Source organism: Halorhodospira sp. M38 (genome assembly GCF_022227985.1).
GTDB lineage: Bacteria > Pseudomonadota > Gammaproteobacteria > Nitrococcales > Halorhodospiraceae > Halorhodospira > Halorhodospira halophila_A.
In genome coordinates this window covers 94,601-112,203 of sequence record NZ_JAJNQP010000001.1, presented here as the reverse complement: position 1 = coordinate 112,203, position 17,603 = coordinate 94,601, and the positions used below count along the sequence as shown (strand labels likewise).

At 68.3% G+C, this 17,603-nt stretch carries 16 protein-coding genes; 6 read left to right on the top strand and 10 right to left on the bottom strand.

The features are described from left to right. Positions 1-25: 25 nt before the first annotated feature. The 7 genes from LRA98_RS00530 to LRA98_RS00500 all read right to left on the bottom strand — a co-directional run bounded on the left by LRA98_RS00530 (position 26) and on the right by LRA98_RS00500 (position 7,353). Entirely contained in the window at positions 26-496 is a 471-nt protein-coding gene (locus tag LRA98_RS00530) for a low molecular weight protein-tyrosine-phosphatase (RefSeq protein WP_238632607.1), read from the bottom strand. Positions 497-555: 59 nt separating this feature from the next. Continuing rightward, entirely contained in the window at positions 556-1,332 is a 777-nt protein-coding gene (gene kdsB / locus LRA98_RS00525; RefSeq protein WP_201167166.1) for a 3-deoxy-manno-octulosonate cytidylyltransferase, read from the bottom strand. Continuing rightward, positions 1,329-2,312, bottom strand: a complete 984-nt coding sequence (lpxK, locus tag LRA98_RS00520; RefSeq protein WP_238632608.1) for a tetraacyldisaccharide 4'-kinase — start codon at positions 2,310-2,312, stop codon at positions 1,329-1,331. Before lpxK ends, kdsB begins: the two co-directional genes overlap by 4 nt. A 4-nt stretch (positions 2,313-2,316) precedes the next feature. Then, positions 2,317-4,137, bottom strand: coding sequence for a lipid A export permease/ATP-binding protein MsbA (gene msbA / locus LRA98_RS00515; protein ID WP_238632609.1), 1,821 nt, complete (start codon positions 4,135-4,137; stop codon positions 2,317-2,319). 10 nt (positions 4,138-4,147) lie between these two features. Further along, positions 4,148-4,570, bottom strand: coding sequence for an ExbD/TolR family protein (locus LRA98_RS00510; RefSeq protein WP_201167163.1), 423 nt, complete (start codon positions 4,568-4,570; stop codon positions 4,148-4,150). After that, positions 4,567-5,199, bottom strand: coding sequence for a MotA/TolQ/ExbB proton channel family protein (locus LRA98_RS00505; protein WP_201167161.1), 633 nt, complete (start codon positions 5,197-5,199; stop codon positions 4,567-4,569). Before LRA98_RS00505 ends, LRA98_RS00510 begins: the two co-directional genes overlap by 4 nt. A gap of 63 nt (positions 5,200-5,262) precedes the next feature. Beyond that, positions 5,263-7,353 (bottom strand): ComEC/Rec2 family competence protein, encoded by a 2,091-nt coding sequence (locus LRA98_RS00500; RefSeq protein WP_238640818.1) that lies wholly within the window; start codon positions 7,351-7,353, stop codon positions 5,263-5,265. 155 nt (positions 7,354-7,508) lie between these two features. On the opposite strand from LRA98_RS00500, the gene LRA98_RS00495 reads away from it, so the two are divergent. After that, positions 7,509-8,069: a DUF2062 domain-containing protein gene (locus LRA98_RS00495; RefSeq protein ID WP_201167143.1), complete on the top strand. Its 561-nt coding sequence runs from the start codon at positions 7,509-7,511 to the stop codon at positions 8,067-8,069. 3 nt (positions 8,070-8,072) lie between these two features. Here LRA98_RS00495 and lolD read toward each other — a convergent pair whose 3' ends face one another. Genes lolD through sfsA form a run of 3 tightly spaced genes read right to left on the bottom strand, consistent with a single transcriptional unit; the run spans position 8,073 to position 10,756 of the window. Beyond that, entirely contained in the window at positions 8,073-8,789 is a 717-nt protein-coding gene (lolD, locus tag LRA98_RS00490; protein WP_201167141.1) for a lipoprotein-releasing ABC transporter ATP-binding protein LolD, read from the bottom strand. After that, positions 8,782-10,026, bottom strand: a complete 1,245-nt coding sequence (locus LRA98_RS00485; protein ID WP_238632611.1) for a lipoprotein-releasing ABC transporter permease subunit — start codon at positions 10,024-10,026, stop codon at positions 8,782-8,784. Before LRA98_RS00485 ends, lolD begins: the two co-directional genes overlap by 8 nt. A 4-nt stretch (positions 10,027-10,030) precedes the next feature. Then, positions 10,031-10,756, bottom strand: a complete 726-nt coding sequence (gene sfsA, locus LRA98_RS00480; RefSeq protein WP_238632612.1) for a DNA/RNA nuclease SfsA — start codon at positions 10,754-10,756, stop codon at positions 10,031-10,033. A 124-nt stretch (positions 10,757-10,880) separates the two neighbouring features. Here sfsA and LRA98_RS00475 point away from each other — a divergent pair, with 124 nt between their 5' ends. From LRA98_RS00475 to LRA98_RS00455, 5 genes are all read left to right on the top strand, one after another. Further along, a complete protein-coding gene (locus tag LRA98_RS00475; protein ID WP_238632613.1) occupies positions 10,881-11,993 on the top strand; it encodes an agmatine deiminase family protein in 1,113 nt (370 codons plus the stop codon). Further along, positions 11,990-12,868, top strand: coding sequence for a carbon-nitrogen hydrolase (locus LRA98_RS00470; RefSeq protein WP_201242497.1), 879 nt, complete (start codon positions 11,990-11,992; stop codon positions 12,866-12,868). The genes LRA98_RS00475 and LRA98_RS00470 overlap by 4 nt, the downstream gene beginning before the upstream one ends. A 64-nt stretch (positions 12,869-12,932) precedes the next feature. Then, positions 12,933-13,319, top strand: coding sequence for a DUF4870 family protein (locus tag LRA98_RS00465; RefSeq protein ID WP_201167132.1), 387 nt, complete (start codon positions 12,933-12,935; stop codon positions 13,317-13,319). Positions 13,320-13,323: 4 nt separating this feature from the next. Next, positions 13,324-16,767 carry a transcription-repair coupling factor gene (mfd, locus tag LRA98_RS00460; protein ID WP_201242496.1) on the top strand — a complete coding sequence of 1,148 codons (3,444 nt, stop codon included), beginning with the start codon at positions 13,324-13,326 and terminating at the stop codon, positions 16,765-16,767. Further along, on the top strand, positions 16,764-17,558 hold the full coding sequence (locus LRA98_RS00455; protein WP_238632614.1) for a peptidoglycan binding protein CsiV: 795 nt from the start codon (positions 16,764-16,766) through the stop codon (positions 17,556-17,558). The genes mfd and LRA98_RS00455 overlap by 4 nt, the downstream gene beginning before the upstream one ends. The last annotated feature ends 45 nt before the right edge of the window (positions 17,559-17,603 follow it).

Below are 17,603 nucleotides of genomic sequence, written 5' to 3'. Positions count from 1 at the left end.
TCACGCCGCCCGCAGTCTTTCGTGACTAGCCCTGGTTCCGGCGTACCTCGTCGATCAGCCCATCGGCGGCATCCTGGATCAAGTCGAGCACGTGCTCGAAACCGCGCTCACCGCCGTAGTACGGGTCGGGCACCTCCCGCTCACTGCGGGTGCGGGCGTAATCGAGAAAGAGTCCGAGCTTGTGCTTGTGCTTCGGCGGGCAATCGGCTTGGAGGATGCCGAGGTTGGCCTCGTCCATAGCCAGGATCAGATCGTGCTCCTGGAAGTCGTAGCGCTCCACCTGGCGGGCACGCAGGTCACTGATGTCGACCCCGCGCCGCCGCGCGGCCTCTTGGGCGCGCTGGTCCGGCCCTTTGCCGACGTGGAAGTCATGGGTGCCCGCGGAGTCGAGGTCCACGTTGTGGTCAAGCCCCTCCTCGCGCAGGCGCTGGCGCAGCACCCCCTCCGCTGTCGGCGAACGGCAGATATTGCCCATACAAACTAGAAGTATCTTCATTTTGCTTTCCTGATCAGTCGGTTCCACGAAACCTGCACCCTACAGAGACCGCACCTTATTTACGGTTGAGGTGACTGCAGTCGTCGAGCCACTGCCTCCAAGTCGGCCGGCGTATCGACGCCGGGACCCGGACGCTGTTCGGTGACGGCAACCTGGATCGCAAAACCGTGCCACAGTGCCCGGAGCTGTTCCAGCGACTCAAGCTGCTCCGGCGGCGCCGGTTCCAGCCCCGGGAAGCGGCGCAGGAAGGCGACGCGGTAAGCATACAGCCCCAAGTGCCTGAGCCACCCGCCGGCCGCCACCGTCGTGTCATCGATCGCGCCGAAGCGCTCCCGGTCCCAGGGGATCGGCGCCCGGCTGAAATACAGGGCGTGGCCACGCCGGTCCCGCACCACCTTGACCACCGAGGGCTCGAAAAGCTCACCGGCCTCCGAGATCGGGGTTGCCAGCGTGGCGATGGCGGCTCCGGGGTCGGCCCCGAGTCGTTCGGCCACCAAAGTGACCAACCCCGGCGGCATCAGCGGCTCATCGCCTTGCAGATTGACCACGATGGCGTCATCGACTAGCGCCAACCGATCGACCACCTCGGCAATGCGGTCCGTGCCGGTCGGGTGATCCGGGGCGGTTAATAAAACCTCCGCCCCGAAGTCGAGGCAAGCCGATTCAATGCGCCGGTCGTCGGTAGCCACCACAACGCGCTCCGCGCCACTCTCGACCGCCCGCCGGTGTACATGCCGGATCACCGGCTCGCCGAGCAGATTGGCCAGCGGCTTACCGGGCAGCCGGGAAGCACCGAAGCGAGCCGGTATGACGACGGTGAACGCTGGGGGGGTCATGGCCGCTCCTCCCGGGTACCGAGCCGGTCGATCAGCCCGGTCACCGCTGCGGATAGCTTCGCTCCGGGAACCAGCTCCACGGGCAGGTACCAGAGGCGGTCTACCCCGGGCAGGTTTCGACACTTCACGGCATCCTTCTCGGTCATCACGACAGGCCGCTCATCGACAAAGGCAAAGTCCCCCGGTGAAAAGGCGTGGTGGTCTGGGAATACGTGACGTTCCGCCACGCGGATCCCCGCCTCCTCCAGGGAAGCAAAGAACCGCTCGGGATGGCCGATACCGGCCACGGCGTGGGCCATGCCATCCGGCCAGGGCCGCTCGCTGCCATCCACGGCAAGGGGGGAGCCCGGACGCAGACGAAACACGCTATCCCCCTCGGGGACCGCGTCGCCGTTCACCGCAACGATATCCACTGTGGCCAGCCGACCGGCCGGTTCCCGCAACGGCCCGGCCGGCAGCAGTCGCCGGTTGCCCAGCCTGCGCCGCGCATCCAGAACCACGATTTCGGCGGCTCGCCGCATCCGGTAGTGCTGTAGCCCGTCGTCACTGACCACCACATCGCAGCCCGCCTGCCAGGCCGCGCGTACCGCGGCCGGGCGATCAGCACCGACCCGTACCGGCACCCCGCAACGCCGCGCAAGCAACACCGGCTCGTCACCCACCTGCCCAGGGTCCGACTCCGCAGTCACGGTCACCGGCCCCTTCCCGGCCCGACCGCCGTAACCGCGCGCTACAATCCCCGGCTGCCAACCCTGCTCCCGCAACCGCGCGACCAGCCACGCCACCAGCGGGGTCTTGCCCGTGCCACCGACAAAGAGGTTGCCGACCACGATCACCGGCACGGGGGATACCGGACGGCCAAGCCAGCCGCGCTGGTAGAGTCCCCGACGCAACGCCACCACACCCCCGTAGACCGCGGCGAGCGGCGCCAGAGCGCGCGCTGCCGGACCGCCTTCCAGCCAGAAGCGCGGGACGGACATCAGCCTACCCTTCCACCGGAGGATCGGTGCGGTCTTCGAACTGCATCCGGTACAGCCCGGCGTATCGCCCGCCGCGTTCGAGCAGCTCGCGATGCGTACCGCGCTCGACGATTCGTCCGCCGTCAAGGAAGAGGATCTGATCCGCGTTCTCGACCGTCGAGAGCCGGTGGGCAATGACAAAGCTCGTCCGGCCCTCCATCAGACGCTCCAGCGCCCCTTGGATGTGTCGCTCGGACTCCGTGTCCAGCGCCGAGGTCGCCTCGTCCAAGATCAGGATCGGAGCATCCTTGAGCACCGCCCGGGCTATGGCGATGCGCTGGCGCTGCCCGCCGGAGAGCAGCACCCCATCCTCACCCACCTCGGTCTCGAAGCCCTGCGGCAGGGCCTCGATGAAGCCGGTTGCGTTGGCGGCATCCGCTGCCGCGCGGACCTGGTCATCGCTCACCGCCCCCTGGGCCCCGAAGCGGATGTTGTCGGCCACCGAGGCGTTGAACAGCATCACATTCTGCCCGACCATCGAGAACTGTCGGCGCAGATCGGCCAGCCGGTACTCTTGCAGCGGCAGCCCGTCGAGGCGGATCTCACCGCCGGTCGGCTCGTAGAAGCGCGGCAGCAGATTGACCAGCGTCGTCTTGCCGCTGCCCGACGGCCCCACCAGCGCCACGGTCTCGCCGGCCTGCACATCCACATCGATCCCGCGCAGGACCTCCCGCTCGCCGTCGTAGGAGAACCGTAGACCCTCCAGCTCGACGTGCCCCCCGGCGCGATCAATGCCCCGTGTACCGTGATCCGGCTCCTGCGGGGCGTCCACCACATCAAAGATGCTCTGCGCAGCCGTCAGCCCCTTCTGGATGGTCGCGTTGACAGCAACCAGGGACTTGAGCGGCGGATTCAGCAACAGGATAGCGCCGGCAAACGAGACAAAAGTACCCACAGTTATGGTCTCAACCACCGCATCGACGGTGACAAGGTAGATCACCACCGCCAGGGCGATGCCGGCAACCAGGCGGATCAGCGGAACCGAGGCGTACTTGGTGGCCATGAATTTCATGAACTGCTTGCGGTTGCGCTCGTTCACGCGCTCGAAACGCTGCCGCTCGCGATCCGCCTGCCCGAAGGCCTTGACCACCTGATAACCGTGCACGCTCTCTTCGGCCACGCTGCCCACGCCACCGACGGCGTGGTGGATGCGCTTGCTGATCTTGCGGAAGCGCTTGGTGATGTAGGCGATGATCCCACCGACCACGGGCAGAACCCCGAGCACGATCAGCATCAGCCAAGGTGAGAGGTAGGTCATGTAGCCCAGCAGAAAGACCACCCGCGCGCCGTCCTGGATTAGGCTCAAGACGGCACGCGTCACCGCACCGGCCACCTGCTCGGCTTCATAAGTGAGCTTGGAAACCAACCGGCCCGAGGACTGCTGGTCGAAGACCCAATTCGGCATGACCAGCAGCCGGTCGTGAACGTCCAGCCGCAAACGCTTGACCAGCTGGCGACCGATCCAGGTCATCAGATAGTGGGAGGTGAAGTGAGCAACGCCCTGGAAAACGATGAACACGATCAGCAGCAACGCATAAAAGCGGATCGTGGCTGCATCCTGCTCGACGAAACCGTCATCGAGCAGCGGCCGGATCAACGCCACCACGCCGGTCTGCGTGCCGGCAAGCGCCAGCATCGCCAGGATCGCCACCACTCCCACCTTCCAGTGCGGTAGGACGTACCCGACGAACAGCCGACGGAACGTCGGCCACGTCCGGCGATCCAGCTTGCGCGTCTGAGCGCTGTCGGGCAGTGGCTGCCCAGGGGCTTGTGCTTGCGTGCTCAAACCGTCTCCCTCACGGGTCGTCGGAGCGTGTGGTGGCGATGGAAACGCGATCGATACCGACCCGGCCGGCCCCATCGAGCGCACGGACCACGGCCCGGTGCGGAGCATCAGCGTCGGCGCGGACCACGATTCCGGCAACGTCTCCGGCCTCCCGCGCCTCCTCCAGTGCCCGGACCAGGGTGTCGATCTCCCGATTGACCAGGGGGCTGCCGTCGACGAAGTACTCCCCTTCGGCGCTGATGCCGATCTCGAGCAAACGGGGCTGCGCTTCCTCGGTCTCCTGTTCGGCCTCGGGCAGTGTGATGTCGAGGCCGACCTGATCGACGAAGGTGGTGGTCACCATGAAGAAGATCAGCAGCAGGAAGACGACGTCGATCAGCGGCGTCAGATTGAGATCTGGCTCGTCCCGGCGTTGGCGGCGTCGCAGGTTCAAGCTGTCCCCCGATCGCGCTGTGCCGAGCGCTCAGGATCGCTGGCCTCTAGCAGCAGCATGGCCTCCTGTTCCATCTCGACCACGCGGTCATCCACCAGCCCGCGCAGATAGCGGTACGCCATCAGCGCCGGAATGGCCACCGTCAGCCCGGAGGCCGTCGTGATCAACGCCTCGGCGATACCCCCGGAGAGCGCCTGCATGTCCCCAAGCCCCTCGGCACTGATCGCACCGAACACCTTGATCATCCCGATCACGGTACCCAGCAGGCCCAGCAGCGGGCTGATCGCAGCGATCGTGCCCAGTGTATTCAGGTAGCGCTCGAGACGGTGCGCCTCGTGTCGGCCGGCATCCTCAATAGCCTCGGCCATCACACTGCGGCCGTGGTGCCGGTTGGCCAGACCGGCCGCCAGGATCCGGCCCAGCGGTGAACTCTCCTTGAGCGTCTCTAGGTGATGGGCCTCGAGCTCATGCTCCTGCGCCAGGCGCCAGGCCCGACCGCGCAGCGGCTGGGGCAGGATCCGCCGCTGCTGCAGGGTCCAGAAACGCTCGATGATGATGGCCAGGGCGAGCACGGAGCCGATCAGGATCGGCACCATCAGCCAGCCGCCGGCCTGGATGAGCTCAAGCATGATCACTCCCCGGGGTCGGTCAAGGGCGCGCAGTCCGGAAACGGGTGGGCGTGGCGGCGGATTCTAAAGCATCCCGCCCGCCGACGCAGCCGCACCGCCCCGATGATAGATCCGGCCACTGCGCTGCAGCTCGCTGCGCAGCTGCCATGTGCGCCCATCGTCGCTAAGGATTAGTGCCCCGTGCTCGTCGGTGCGCAGCATCCGGCCATCCTCTGGCGCGACGGCCGCGCTGCACGTACCTCGGTCCTCGGCGCAGCCAGCCGCCCCCACGACCCATCCGGCAGTGTCGGCATCGAGTTCCGGTCGCAAAGACAGGTCATCCGCCCGGCCCTCCACATCGAGCCCCCATGCCCCTTCGTCGAGGGGCGTGGCCCGCAGCGTCAGACTGCCCAGGGTGATGGACCACCCATCGGTCTCCGCCTCGCGCCCGGCTCCCAACCACTCGGCGTCCGCCCAGCGCTGCCGCGCTTCGGCCACGGCCCCGTCCCAGGGGGACTGCTTGCGCGGTACCAGCCACGCTTCGAGGGTTAGCCCCCGGGCCTCGAGAAACGGCTCCACGGCCACGCTCGCCGCATCGAGCCCTCCGCCGGGGCCGCCGCCATAGACCACCGCGCGCTCCCCGTCGCAGAGCAGCGCGGTCAGCCCGGAGCCGGTGTCGAAGACCACCACCCGCGCAGTCTGCCCACCCCCGTGGTCGCCCGGGCCGAGCAGCAGCAGGGCTAGTAACGGACCGGCCAACCAGCGCCCGGGCAAGGCGTGCGGACCGAGCACCAGCGCCACCCCGAAAACCGCCAGAGCCACGGCGCCCGCCGAGGGGGCAGGCACCTCGACGGCCCCGAAGGCCTGGGCCATCCAGCCGAGCACCGACATGAGCAGGCCAAGCGAGGCCTCCGCGGCCTGCCACAACCAGCCGCCCCAGGCAGGCACCAGGGGATGCAGGGCGATACCAGCCAGCACCGGGGGCACTACCAGCAGGCTGACCCATGGCACGGCCAAGAGATTGGCCAGCGGCGAGAGCAACGGCAAGTGCCCGAACCAGACGGCAGTCGCGGGCAACATGCCGATGCCCACCAGCGTCTGAATGCGCAGCCAGGGCAGCGGGCCGCGCTGCACCGGCCGACCCGTCGTAGCCGCCAGGATGATGGCCACGGCCCCGAATGAAAGCCAGAATCCGGCCCCGAGGGGCGCCCAGGGGTCGACGGCCAGGACGGCGGCCGCGGCCACGGTGAGGCTGTGCCAAGGGCTCAGGGGGCGGCGCAGGGCGAGCGCCCCCGCGAAGACCAGCACCATAACCAGCGCGCGCTGGGTGGGCAGGGTGAAACCGGCCAGGGCCGCGTAGCCCGCAGCAGCCAGCGCTCCGGCCAGGGTGCCGGCGACCACCGCCGGCACCCGGCGAACCAGTGGCGGGATCCAGCGCCAGAGCACGCCAGCCAGCATCCCGGCCAATCCGGCGACCAGACCGATGTGCAGCCCGGAGATGGCCAACAGATGGGCGGTCCCGGTAACCGAGAGCACGTCCCACTGATTGTCGCTGATTCCGGCGCGCACCGCGACGCCGAGCCCTTGGACCAGCCCCAGATACCGCGAATCGCCGAGCCGCTCGGCCATCACCTCGGCAATCCGCGCTCGGAGCCGATCCATCTGCCAGCGGCCGGCCAGGCGCTCGGCGCGATCCGCATCCCGCACGTAGCCCGTGGCACCGATGCGGTGCTGGAATAGCCAGCGCTGGTAGTCGAAACCCGCCGGGTTGAGGAAGCCGTCCGGGGCGCGCAAGCGCAGGCAGAGGTGCCAACGTTCCCCGGGGCCCGGCTGGCCCTCCCCCGCACCGTACCAGTCCACGCGAACCCGACGCGGCAACGGATCGGTCAGCTTGCCCTCGACCTGCCGCTCCGGACGGAACTCGAAACGCGTTCGATGACTCTCAACCTCGGGGATGGAGACGATCCGCCCTTCTAGGCAAGCGTCCGTACCATCCAGGCCCGGGTCGAGTTCGTGGGCCAAGAGCCAGCAGGCGCTGAGCAGGGCCCAAGCGCAACCAAGCAAACCGGCAGCCGGCCAGCGCCAACCACGCGGGGCGATCAGGGCCCACCCGAGCGCGGTGGCAGTCGCCGCCACGACCGACAGGACGCCGGGGGGCTCCCGTAACAAGCTCACGACCAGTACGATTCCGGCCGCGAAAGCAAGCGATCCGGCTCGCATCAGCCATCCTTGGCATATGCGTGGTCGGTCAGGCTAGCTGAGAACCCCGCCGGGGCGCCAGCGCCCCGGCTTGGACAGCGGCCCGGTCAGGCAGGTATCGAGGAACATTCATGCGACGGTGGCTCAAGGGAACGTTACCGGATCTGCAGCGGCTCAAGCAGCAGGGGCGCTTCGGCTTCCTGGGCCGACTGCTTGAGGATCCGTTCCTGTTCCACCTAAACCGCCGCTCGACGGCCGGCGGTGTCGCGATCGGGGTGTTCGTGGCCTTCCTGCCCATCCCGCTGCAGATGCTGCTGGCCGCGGTCATCGCCATCCTGGTCCGCGTTAATCTGATCCTCGCCGTGATTCTGGTCTGGGTGAGCAATCCCCTGACCATGGGGCCGATGATCTACGCCAGCTACCGCACTGGCGCGTGGCTGCTCGGCGCGGAGTTTGAACAGTTCGACTACGACAACACCGTGCAGTGGTTCCTGGGCAATCTGAACCAGGCCTGGCAGCCGGTGCTAACCGGATCATTGGTGCTCGGGGCGCTTGCCGGGGTCATCACCTACATTGCGGTCCTGCTGATCTGGCGCTACGCCGTCCACCGCGAGCGCAACCAGCGCCGGATCCGCATCGCTCACCGACGCCGTAGTATCACCGCGCAGGAGCAAGGCGGCGACAAGCGTTGACCGCTAGCCCGACGCCGGCTCCTGCGACCGCCCCTGCTGCGCCAGCAGGTGGCCGTCCTCAAGTTTGTAGACCCGCTCGGTGCGGTGCGCCAGGTCCAGGTCGTGGGTCACGAAGACGAGCGCGGTACCGAGTTCCTCGTTAAGGCTCTGCAGCATCCCGAACACGCGCTCGGCCGTATGACGATCCAGATTCCCGGTAGGCTCATCGGCGAGGATGCACTTCGGTCGCGTCACCAGGGCGCGCGCAATGGCCACCCGCTGCCGCTCACCTCCGGAGAGTTCCGACGGGCGGTGGCTCATGCGCGCTTCCAACCCGATCCGCTCGAGCAGCCCGGCCGCCGTGGCACGCGCCCGTGCCGCTGGCTCGCGCCGGATGAGAAGCGGCATGGCAACGTTCTCCAGAGCCGTGAACTCCGGCAGCAGGTGGTGAAACTGGTAGACGAACCCCAGCGCCTCGTTGCGTAGGCGCCCGCGGGCCGCCTGCTTAAGGTCGTAGATCCGCTGGCCGGCCACGTGGACCTCGCCGGCGGAAGGGGTGTCAAGACCGCCGAGGATGTGCAGCAGGGTGCTCTTGCCGGAGCCAGATGGCCCGACCACGGCCACTTGCTCACCGGCGCGCACGCGCAGATCCAGACCGCTGAGGACCTCGATCTCCTGCGGCCCCTCGCTAAAACGCTTGGCCACCCCCCGACAGTCGATGACCACCTGGGCATCACTCATAGCGCAACGCCTCCGCAGGCTCGGTGCGTGCCGCCCGCCACGCCGGGTAGAGCGTGGCGACCAGGGACAGCACCAGCGCCAGTGCCGTAATCCGCCCCACGTCCTCGCCACGCAGTTCGGAGGGCAGATCGCTGATGTAGTAGACATCGGCGGGCAGGAACTCGAAATTGAGCAGCTGCTCCACCGCCGGGACGATGTTCTCCACGTTGAGCGCCAGTGATACACCTCCGGCGACCCCGAGCGCGGTCCCGACGACGCCGATCACCGCCCCCTGGATGATGAACACCGCCATGACGCTGCCGGGGCTCAGCCCGACGGTGCGCAGTATGGCAATATCGGCCTGCTTATCGCGGACGACCATCACCAACGTCGAGACGATGTTGAAGGCCGCCACCGCCACGATCAGCGCCAGGATGACGAACATCACCGTTTTCTCGGTCTGCACCGCCCGGAAGAAATTGGCGTGCTGGCGGGTCCAGTCCACCACCCGGTAGTGCCCCGGCAATTCGTTGGCCACCTCGCGGGCCAGCCAGGGCGCGGCCATCATGTCGTCGAGCTTGAGCCGGATGCCGCTGACCGCGTCGCCCATGCCCTGGACCCGCGCCATATCACCGATATGGGCGATGGCCAGGGTCCGGTCGTACTCGTGCATCCCCACCTCGAAGATACCGGTCAGCGTGAAACGCCGCATGCGGGGGGTAATGCCGGCGACAGAGACACGGGCCTCCGGGGTGATCACGGTAATCCGGTCGCCGATCCGTGCGCCGAGCTCGCGCGCCAGGGCCGAGCCCATGATCAGCCCGAACTCCCCGGCTTCCAGTTGCGCATCCCCGGCGATGACCTGATCCAGCACATCGGAAACACGAGGCTCCCGATCCGGATCCACGCCACGGATCAGCGTCCCGCTAACCTGGCCGCCGCGGGTCACCATGACCTCTCCGTCGATGAACGGCGCGGCCCCCACCACACGGGGATGTTGCTCGGCGCGTTCCAGCACCCCAGGCCAATCATCCACCTGGCGCTGAGCGCCATGCACCTCGGCGTGCGAGACCATGCCGAGGATCCGCTCGCGCAGCTCACGCTCGAACCCGTTCATGACCGAGAGCACGGTAATCAGGGCCGCCACGCCCAGGGCGATGCCGATCATCGAGGTCATGGAGATGAACGAGACGAAGTGCCCCCGCCGGCGGGCCCGGGTGTAGCGAAGGCCGATGAACAGCTCTACAGGTCGGAACAACGGACTACGGCTCCTCTTGATGATGGACCGGCAGGGGACAGTCGGGGCGGATCCCGGTGGCGCTCGGATGCAGCCGGATCGCCCGCAGGTCGACGCCCGCCGCTGCGGCCTCGCGCAGCGCCTCGACATAGCGCGGGTCGATCGACTCGGCCGGACGCACCTCCAGCGCATCGCTGCGCTGCACGCAGAAGATCAAGGCGGCACGGCCACCACCGCGGACCCAGTCGGCAAGGACCTCCAGATGCCGCCGCCCGCGCTCGGTGACCGCATCCGGGAACAGCGCCCGACCGTGCTCCACCGCCGCTGTCACGTTCTTGACCTCAACAAAGCACGGCGGTTCCCCGCCCGGATGGTCCTCCAGAAGCCAGTCGGCACGCATGGGGGCGTCCGGCACCCGGACCTCGCGGCGACGCGTGGCGTAAGCCGACAACCCGGGCAGCAATCCGGCATCCAGCGCCTCGCCGACCAGCGCGTTGGCGCGCCCAGTGTGGACCCCCACTACGATCGACCCCGGCAGCTCGACCAGTTCCCAGGTGTGCGCATACTTCCGACCGGGGCGCGCGGAGTGGCTGAGCCACACCCGCGAGCCAGGCTCGGTGCAACCGAGCATCGAGCCGGTATTCGGGCAGTGCACGGTCCACTGTCGGCCGCCAGCGTCCTCCACATCGGCAAGAAAACGCCTGTAACGGCGGACCAGTCGCGCCTCCGTCAACCCCTGCTCGAATTCCACGACACGGCTCCCCCGGGCTTGATCCGCGCTCAGTCTACGCGTCCGCGGCACATCGCTCATACCCTTTACATGACTCGGTGATCGGGTATAGTCCGTGTCGCCTTTTCGGGATCCGACCAACGCCATGTCCGCGCCCGTTCACCCCGATTGCCAACATCCGCGCCTCCCCGCCGAATGGGAGCGCCAGGCAGCGCTGATGTTCACCTGGCCCCACTCCGGCGGCGACTGGGGCGAACACCTCGCCGCCGCCGAGGCTAATCTCGAGCGCCTGGCTGCGGCTGCGGCGCAGTACCAGCCCGTACTTGTCGTCTGTCCCGACAGCCGAACCAGTGGCCGCGTGCGCAACCGCCTGCGCTCCGCGGGGGTTCCGGCGCAGCGCCTGATCTTTAGCGAAGCGCCTTCCGACGATGTCTGGGCACGGGACCACGGCCCGATCACCGTCCTGCGCGCGGGCGGCCGGGCGCAGCTGCTCGATTTCCGCTTCAACGGGTGGGGCGGGCGCTATGCCGCCGCCGAGGACGACCGCCTGACGCGGAGACTCACCGAGGAGGGCGTCGTCGGGGGGGAGTCCTACCGGCGCATCGAGTGGATCCTCGAAGGCGGCAGCATCGACAGCGACGGCGCCGGCACCCTGCTGACCACCTCGCGCTGCCTGCTCAACCCCAATAGAAACAAGGATTCCGGGCGCGAGGAAGTGGAGGCCCAGCTCCGCGCCCGCCTCGGCGTCCGCCGTGTACTCTGGCTGGAGTCGGGCTGGCTCTGCGGCGACGACACCGACGGCCATGTCGACATGCTGGCCCGCTTTGTCGACCGCCACACCATCGCCCACGCGGTCTGCGAGGACCGCGATGACCCGCATCATGCACCGCTGGAGGCGCTGCGCGCCGAGCTGAGCGCCGCACGCACCCTCCACGGCGAGCCCTACCGGCTGATCGAGCTGCCCCTCCCGGCCCCGATCCATGACGAAAATGGCAACCGCCTCCCCGCGACCTACGCCAATTTCGTCTTCATCAATGGCGCCGTGCTGGTGCCGGTCTACGACGACCCTGCGGATGCAGTGGCCTGCGCGCGGCTCGCCCAGGCCTGCCCGGATCGCGATATCGTCCGGGTGCCGGCGCGGGACCTCATTCGCCAGGGCGGCAGCATTCACTGCGCCACGATGCAGCTGCCGGAGGGCGTCATCGTCGATGGTCTGGCCGCGCCAACTGCGGGCGCAGGGAGGGTTCACGAGGCATGAGCCGCCAAACCACGCTCGGTCTGGTCCAGCATCCGTGCAGTGCGGACCGGCAAGAGAACCTGGAACGCTCGGAGGCGGGGATTGCCCGCGCCGCCGAGGCGGGGGCCGATGTGGTCCTGCTTCAGGAGCTACATTGCGGGCACTACCCGTGTTACGAGGAGCACCCGGCCCATTTCGACGCAGCTGAGCCCATCCCGGGCCCGGGGACCGAGCGGCTGGGCCGGGCGGCTGCTGAACACGGCGTGGTGGTCATCGGCTCGCTCTTCGAACGCCGGGCGGCCGGGCTCTACCACAACACCGCGGTGGTGCTCGAGCGCGACGGCACGCTGGCCGGCACCTATCGTAAGATGCACATTCCGGATGACCCGGGCTATTACGAGAAGTTCTACTTCACCCCCGGCGATGGCGGCTTCACCCCCGTGGACACCTCCGCCGGGCGGCTGGGCGTGCTGGTGTGCTGGGATCAGTGGTTCCCGGAGGCTGCCCGGCTCATGGCCCTCGCCGGGGCCGAAATCCTGCTCTACCCCACCGCCATCGGCTTCGCCCCGGAGGAGCCCGCCGATGAGCAGGCGCGGCAACTCGAGGCCTGGGAGACCATCCAGCGCGGTCACGCCATCGCCAACGGCCTACCGGTGGCAGCGTGCAACCGGGTGGGCACCGAGCCGGCCGCCCGTTTCTGGGGCCGCAGCTTCGTATGCGGCCCACAGGGCGAGATCCTTGCCCGCGGCGGCGAGGAAGAGACCGTCCTCGTTGTCCGCCTCGACCTCCACCGCACCGAGGAGGTCCGGCGCATGTGGCCGTTCCTGCGCGACCGGCGCATTGAAGCCTACCAAGGCCTCGCCCGGCGCTACCTCGACACCCCGGGAGACGCGTAGGACGGCGCCGCGCCGGGCTGGTAATATGCTCAGCCTCTGGTATCCGCTAGTGTGAGGCGAACCGATGCAAGAGACGGAAAACGGCCAGCAGCCGCCCGCCGACACGCCCCCCGGCGTCGCCCCGTGGGCGGTCTACATCCTTCACCTGGGTAGTCTGTTCATCGGCCTGACGGCGGTCATCGGGGTGATCATCGCCTATATGCAGCGCCGTGACGCAGCGCCTTGGGTCCAGAGCCACTACCAATTCCAGATCAACACCTTCTGGATCGGTCTGCTGATCTTCGCAGTGGCCATCATCACCATGCCCCTTTACGGCCTCGGTTTCCTGCTCGGCGTGTTCCTGACTATCTGGCTGCTCGTACGCTGTATCTACGGCATGCGTCAGCTCAATGCGCGGGAGCCGATCCCCGACCCCGAGACCTGGCTGTTCGGCTGGAGCCGGAGCGGTTAGCGGCGTGTTGCTCGGCGATCTGCCCCTACCCCGACGCCCCGCCGAGCGGCGGGACTGGTCCGGGCTGCTCGGCGCGGCCCAGCCGCTAGCCATCGCGGAAGCCGCCCGGCAGCATGACGGACCAGTCATCGCAGTTACTGGAACGCCGCAGCAGGCCGCCGCCCTGCAAGAGGCGCTCGGTTTTTTCCTGGGAGACGACGCGTCCGTGCTCGGCTTTCCGGACTGGGAAACCCTGCCCTACGACGTCTTCTCCCCGCATCAGGACATCATCTCGGAGCGTCTGCTCGGGCTCTACCGCCTGCCGGGGATGGACCGCGGCGTTCTGGTGGTTCCGGTGGCAACCCTCATGCATCGCCTGCCGCCGCGCGGCTGGCTCGAGGGTCGATCGCTGATGCTGCGTCCCGGCGACCAGCTGGAGATCGAATCCATGCGCCGACGTCTGGAGGCCGCCGGCTACCGATGCGTCCCCGAGGTCGGCGAACACGGTGAATTCGCGGTCCGGGGCGCCCTACTCGATCTCTTCCCGATGGGAGGCGAAACGCCCTATCGCATCGACCTGTTCGACGACGAGGTCGAGAGCCTGCGCCGCTTCGATCCCGAGACCCAGCGCACCACCGAGAAGGTCGACGCCATCGAGCTACTGCCGGGCCGGGAGTTCCCCACCGACGAGGACGGGGTCACCCGCTTCAGACAGGCATTCCGGGCCGAGTTCGAGGGCGATCCGGGGCGCAGCTTCCTCTATCGCGCCGTCAGCGAGGGCCGCATCCCCGGGGGGATCGAGTACTACCTGCCGCTCTTCTTCGAGGAGACGGCCACGCTGTTCGACTACCTGCCGGAAGGGACCCTGTCTGTGCGTCTGGAGGGGGTCGACGAAGCGGCGGACAGCTTCTGGCGGCAGGTTCAGGACCGTTACGAGCAGCGCACTGGCGATATGGACCGTCCCCCACTGCCGCCCCGTCGAGTCTTCCTCGACGGGGACGAGCTACGCGCCGGCCTCAACCGCTGCCCCCAGGTGGCGCTGCACACCGAACCCGGGCGCGGCGCCGAGGCCGAAGTCAGCGCCCTGCCCGAGCTGGCCGCCCGGCCCCAGGCGGAAAGACCACTGGAACGGCTCGAGCACTTCCACGCCGGACACAACGGACGGGTCCTGTTCACTGCCGAGAGCGCCGGACGCCGCCAGGGGCTGCAGGAACGGCTGACCCGAGCCGGCATCGAGGCTGAGCCGGTGCGTGGCTGGCGCGAATTCCTCGACGGCGACGCGACGGCGGCGATCACCGTCGCCCCGCTGGAGAGCGGCGCGCGCATTGACGGGATGGCTATCATTCCGGAGAGCGCGCTCTACGGCGAGCGCGCCCGGCAAAGCCGGCGCCGGCGCTCCAGTGCCTCCACCGACCCGGCGGCGGTGATCCGCGACCTCTCCGACCTGCACGAGGGCGCCCCGGTGGTCCACGAGGACCACGGGGTCGGCCGCTATGTCGGCCTGCAGAGCCTCACCGTCGGGGACGTTACCACCGAATTCCTCACCCTCGAGTACGCGGGCGGCGACAAGCTCTACGTCCCGGTTTCCGCGCTGGATCGGATCTCGCGCTACACCGGGGCCGACGCCGATGAGGCCCCGCAGCACCGCCTGGGCAGCGATCAGTGGGATAAGGCGCGGCGCCGGGCGGCCAAGCGCGCCCGCGACGTGGCCGCCGAGTTGCTCGACCTCTACGCGCGGCGTCAGGCCCGGGCCGGCGATGCCTGTCTGTTCGACGACGAGGCCTATGAGGCCTTCGCCGCCGCCTTCCCCTTCGAAGAGACACCGGACCAACAAGCGGCCATCCAGGCGGTCCTTCAGGATCTGCGCTCGGATCAGCCCATGGACCGGGTGGTCTGCGGCGATGTCGGCTTCGGCAAGACCGAGGTGGCCATGCGGGCCGCCTTCGCCGGTGTGCAGGCCGGGCGCCAGGTGGCCATGCTGGTGCCGACGACCCTGCTGGCGCAGCAGCACTACCAGAACTTCGCCGACCGCTTCGCCGACTGGCCCGTGCGCATCGAGTCGCTGTCGCGCTTCACGGGCAAGAAGGGCAACGAGCAGGCCCTGGATCGGATCGCCAACGGACAAGCCGACATCGTCATCGGCACCCACAAGCTGCTCGGCAGCGAGATCCAGTTCAAGAACCTGGGGCTGGTGATCATCGACGAGGAGCAGCGCTTCGGCGTCCGGCAGAAGGAACGGCTCAAGCGCCTCCGCGCCGAGGTCGATGTCCTGACCCTGACCGCCACGCCCATCCCGCGCACCCTAAACATGTCCCTGGCGGGTATCCGGGACCTGTCGATCATCGCCACGCCGCCGGAGCGACGCCTGGCGGTGAAGACCTTTGTCCACGAATGGAACGACGGCCTCATCCGCGAGGCCTGCCAGCGGGAACTCCAGCGGGGCGGGCAGGCCTATTTCCTCTACAACGACGTCAAGACGATCGATCGCACCGCCAACCATCTGCGTGAGCTGATGCCTGAAGCGCGGATCGGTGTTGCCCACGGCCAGATGCGCGAGCGGGAACTCGAGCAGGTGATGCTCGACTTCTACCACCAACGCTTCGATATCCTGGTGTGTACCACGATCATCGAATCGGGGATCGATATCCCCACCGCCAATACGATCATTATCCATCGGGCCGATCGTTTTGGGCTCGCCCAGTTGCACCAGCTTCGCGGCCGCGTCGGGCGCTCCCACCACCGGGCCTACGCCTATCTGCTCGCGCCGCCGCCGAGCGCGATGACCGCCGACGCGCTCAAGCGTCTGGAGGCTATCTCTCAGCTCGAGGACCTCGGCGTCGGTTTCGCGCTTGCCTCCCACGACTTGGAGATCCGCGGCGCCGGTGAGCTGCTCGGCGATGAGCAGAGCGGACAGATCCAGGAGGTCGGGTTCACGCTGTACAGTCAGCTCCTCGAGCGGGCGGTCAAGGATCTCAAGGCCGGACGCGATCCGGCACCGGAGGCCGAGCTGGAGAGCGGTGTGGAGGTGGACCTGCGCCTTTCCGCCCTGCTCCCGGCCGACTACCTGCCGGATGTCCACACCCGCCTGGTGCAGTACAAGCGGATCAGCAGCGCCCGCAGCGACGCCGACCTCGAAGAGCTCCAGGTGGAGATGATCGACCGCTTCGGCCTGCTGCCCGATGCAGCACGCAACCTCTTCCGGACGGCCGCCCTCAAGCTTCGGGCCGAGGCGCTGGGCATTCGCAAGATCGAGGCCGGCCCCTCCGGCGGGACCATCCAGTTCGGCCCACAGCCCCAAATCGATCCGGCTCGCCTGGTTCAGATGGTTCAGCAGGAGCCCGACAAGTACCGCCTGGACGGGCAGCAGCGTCTCCACGTCCGTGCCGATCTCAGCGATGAGCAGACCCGCTTCGAAGTGATCGAGCGACTTCTGGAGAGGCTTCACGCCAGCGAGGAGGTGGCAGGATGAGAGGGGTGACTCTCGGCACGCGGAGACCGCGGCGCGGGCTTGCGGGCGTGGTACTGAGCGCGACGCTTCTGCTCACCGGCGGCGCGGGCGTGTCCGTGTCGGCACAGGCGGCCGAGGCGGATGAATGGTACGAGGTGGAGGTCATCGTCTTCCGGCAGTGGGAACAGGGCGGGCGCCACGCCGAGCGCTGGCCAACCCGCGCCGACCTCCCCCATTACCCGCTCTGGCAGATTCCGGCCGGATGTGGAAGCGACCAGGCGAGCCGGCGGGAACTCGGCATCGAGGACGACCCGGCCTCGGCCGAAATCGAGACCGACGATCTGGACGCCCAAAAGACCCGCCTACACTGCCTGCCCGCCGAGCGGCGGCGGTTAACCGCCCACTGGGGAGCCCTGACCCGATCCGACGCCTACCAGCCGCTGTACCACCTCGCCTGGCTGCAGCCGGGCGTCGGGCGGGACCGGGCCGTAGCGGTCCCTGTGCCCTACCACTGGACGCCGCCCACCGAGGCCGAGGCCCGGAACCAGGAACTCCGCGACCCACAGTATCAGCCCCCGGCCTTCGGGCTGATCCGCATCTATCGGGAGCGCTTCCTCCACGCCGCAGTCGATCTGCGTCTGCACTGGCGAGCGGTCGGGCGGGAGATCGATGAGGCCGAGCAGATTCGGGCCCCGCTCCACCGTATGCAAGAAAACCGCCGCATGCGCAGCGGCGAGCTCCATTACCTGGACCATCCAGCTCTGGGCGTGCTCATCATCATCCACCCAGCCGACCAACCGCCCGACGGCTGACCGAAGGCGCCCCGTTCGGGGGCCGACCGGCGACGCGTTGCGCGT

Bases quoted from the DNA above. Each gene is read 5' to 3' on its own strand.
- LRA98_RS00530 (WP_238632607.1), bottom strand. From the start codon at position 496: ATGAAGATACTTCTAGTTTGTATGGGCAATATCTGCCGTTCGCCGACA.
- kdsB (WP_201167166.1), bottom strand. From the start codon at position 1,332: ATGACCCCCCCAGCGTTCACCGTCGTCATACCGGCTCGCTTCGGTGCT.
- lpxK (WP_238632608.1), bottom strand. From the start codon at position 2,312: ATGTCCGTCCCGCGCTTCTGGCTGGAAGGCGGTCCGGCAGCGCGCGCT.
- LRA98_RS00505 (WP_201167161.1), bottom strand. From the start codon at position 5,199: ATGCTTGAGCTCATCCAGGCCGGCGGCTGGCTGATGGTGCCGATCCTG.
- LRA98_RS00495 (WP_201167143.1), top strand. From the start codon at position 7,509: ATGCGACGGTGGCTCAAGGGAACGTTACCGGATCTGCAGCGGCTCAAG.
- lolD (WP_201167141.1), bottom strand. From the start codon at position 8,789: ATGAGTGATGCCCAGGTGGTCATCGACTGTCGGGGGGTGGCCAAGCGT.
- LRA98_RS00475 (WP_238632613.1), top strand. From the start codon at position 10,881: ATGTCCGCGCCCGTTCACCCCGATTGCCAACATCCGCGCCTCCCCGCC.
- LRA98_RS00470 (WP_201242497.1), top strand. From the start codon at position 11,990: ATGAGCCGCCAAACCACGCTCGGTCTGGTCCAGCATCCGTGCAGTGCG.
- LRA98_RS00465 (WP_201167132.1), top strand. From the start codon at position 12,933: ATGCAAGAGACGGAAAACGGCCAGCAGCCGCCCGCCGACACGCCCCCC.
- LRA98_RS00455 (WP_238632614.1), top strand. From the start codon at position 16,764: ATGAGAGGGGTGACTCTCGGCACGCGGAGACCGCGGCGCGGGCTTGCG.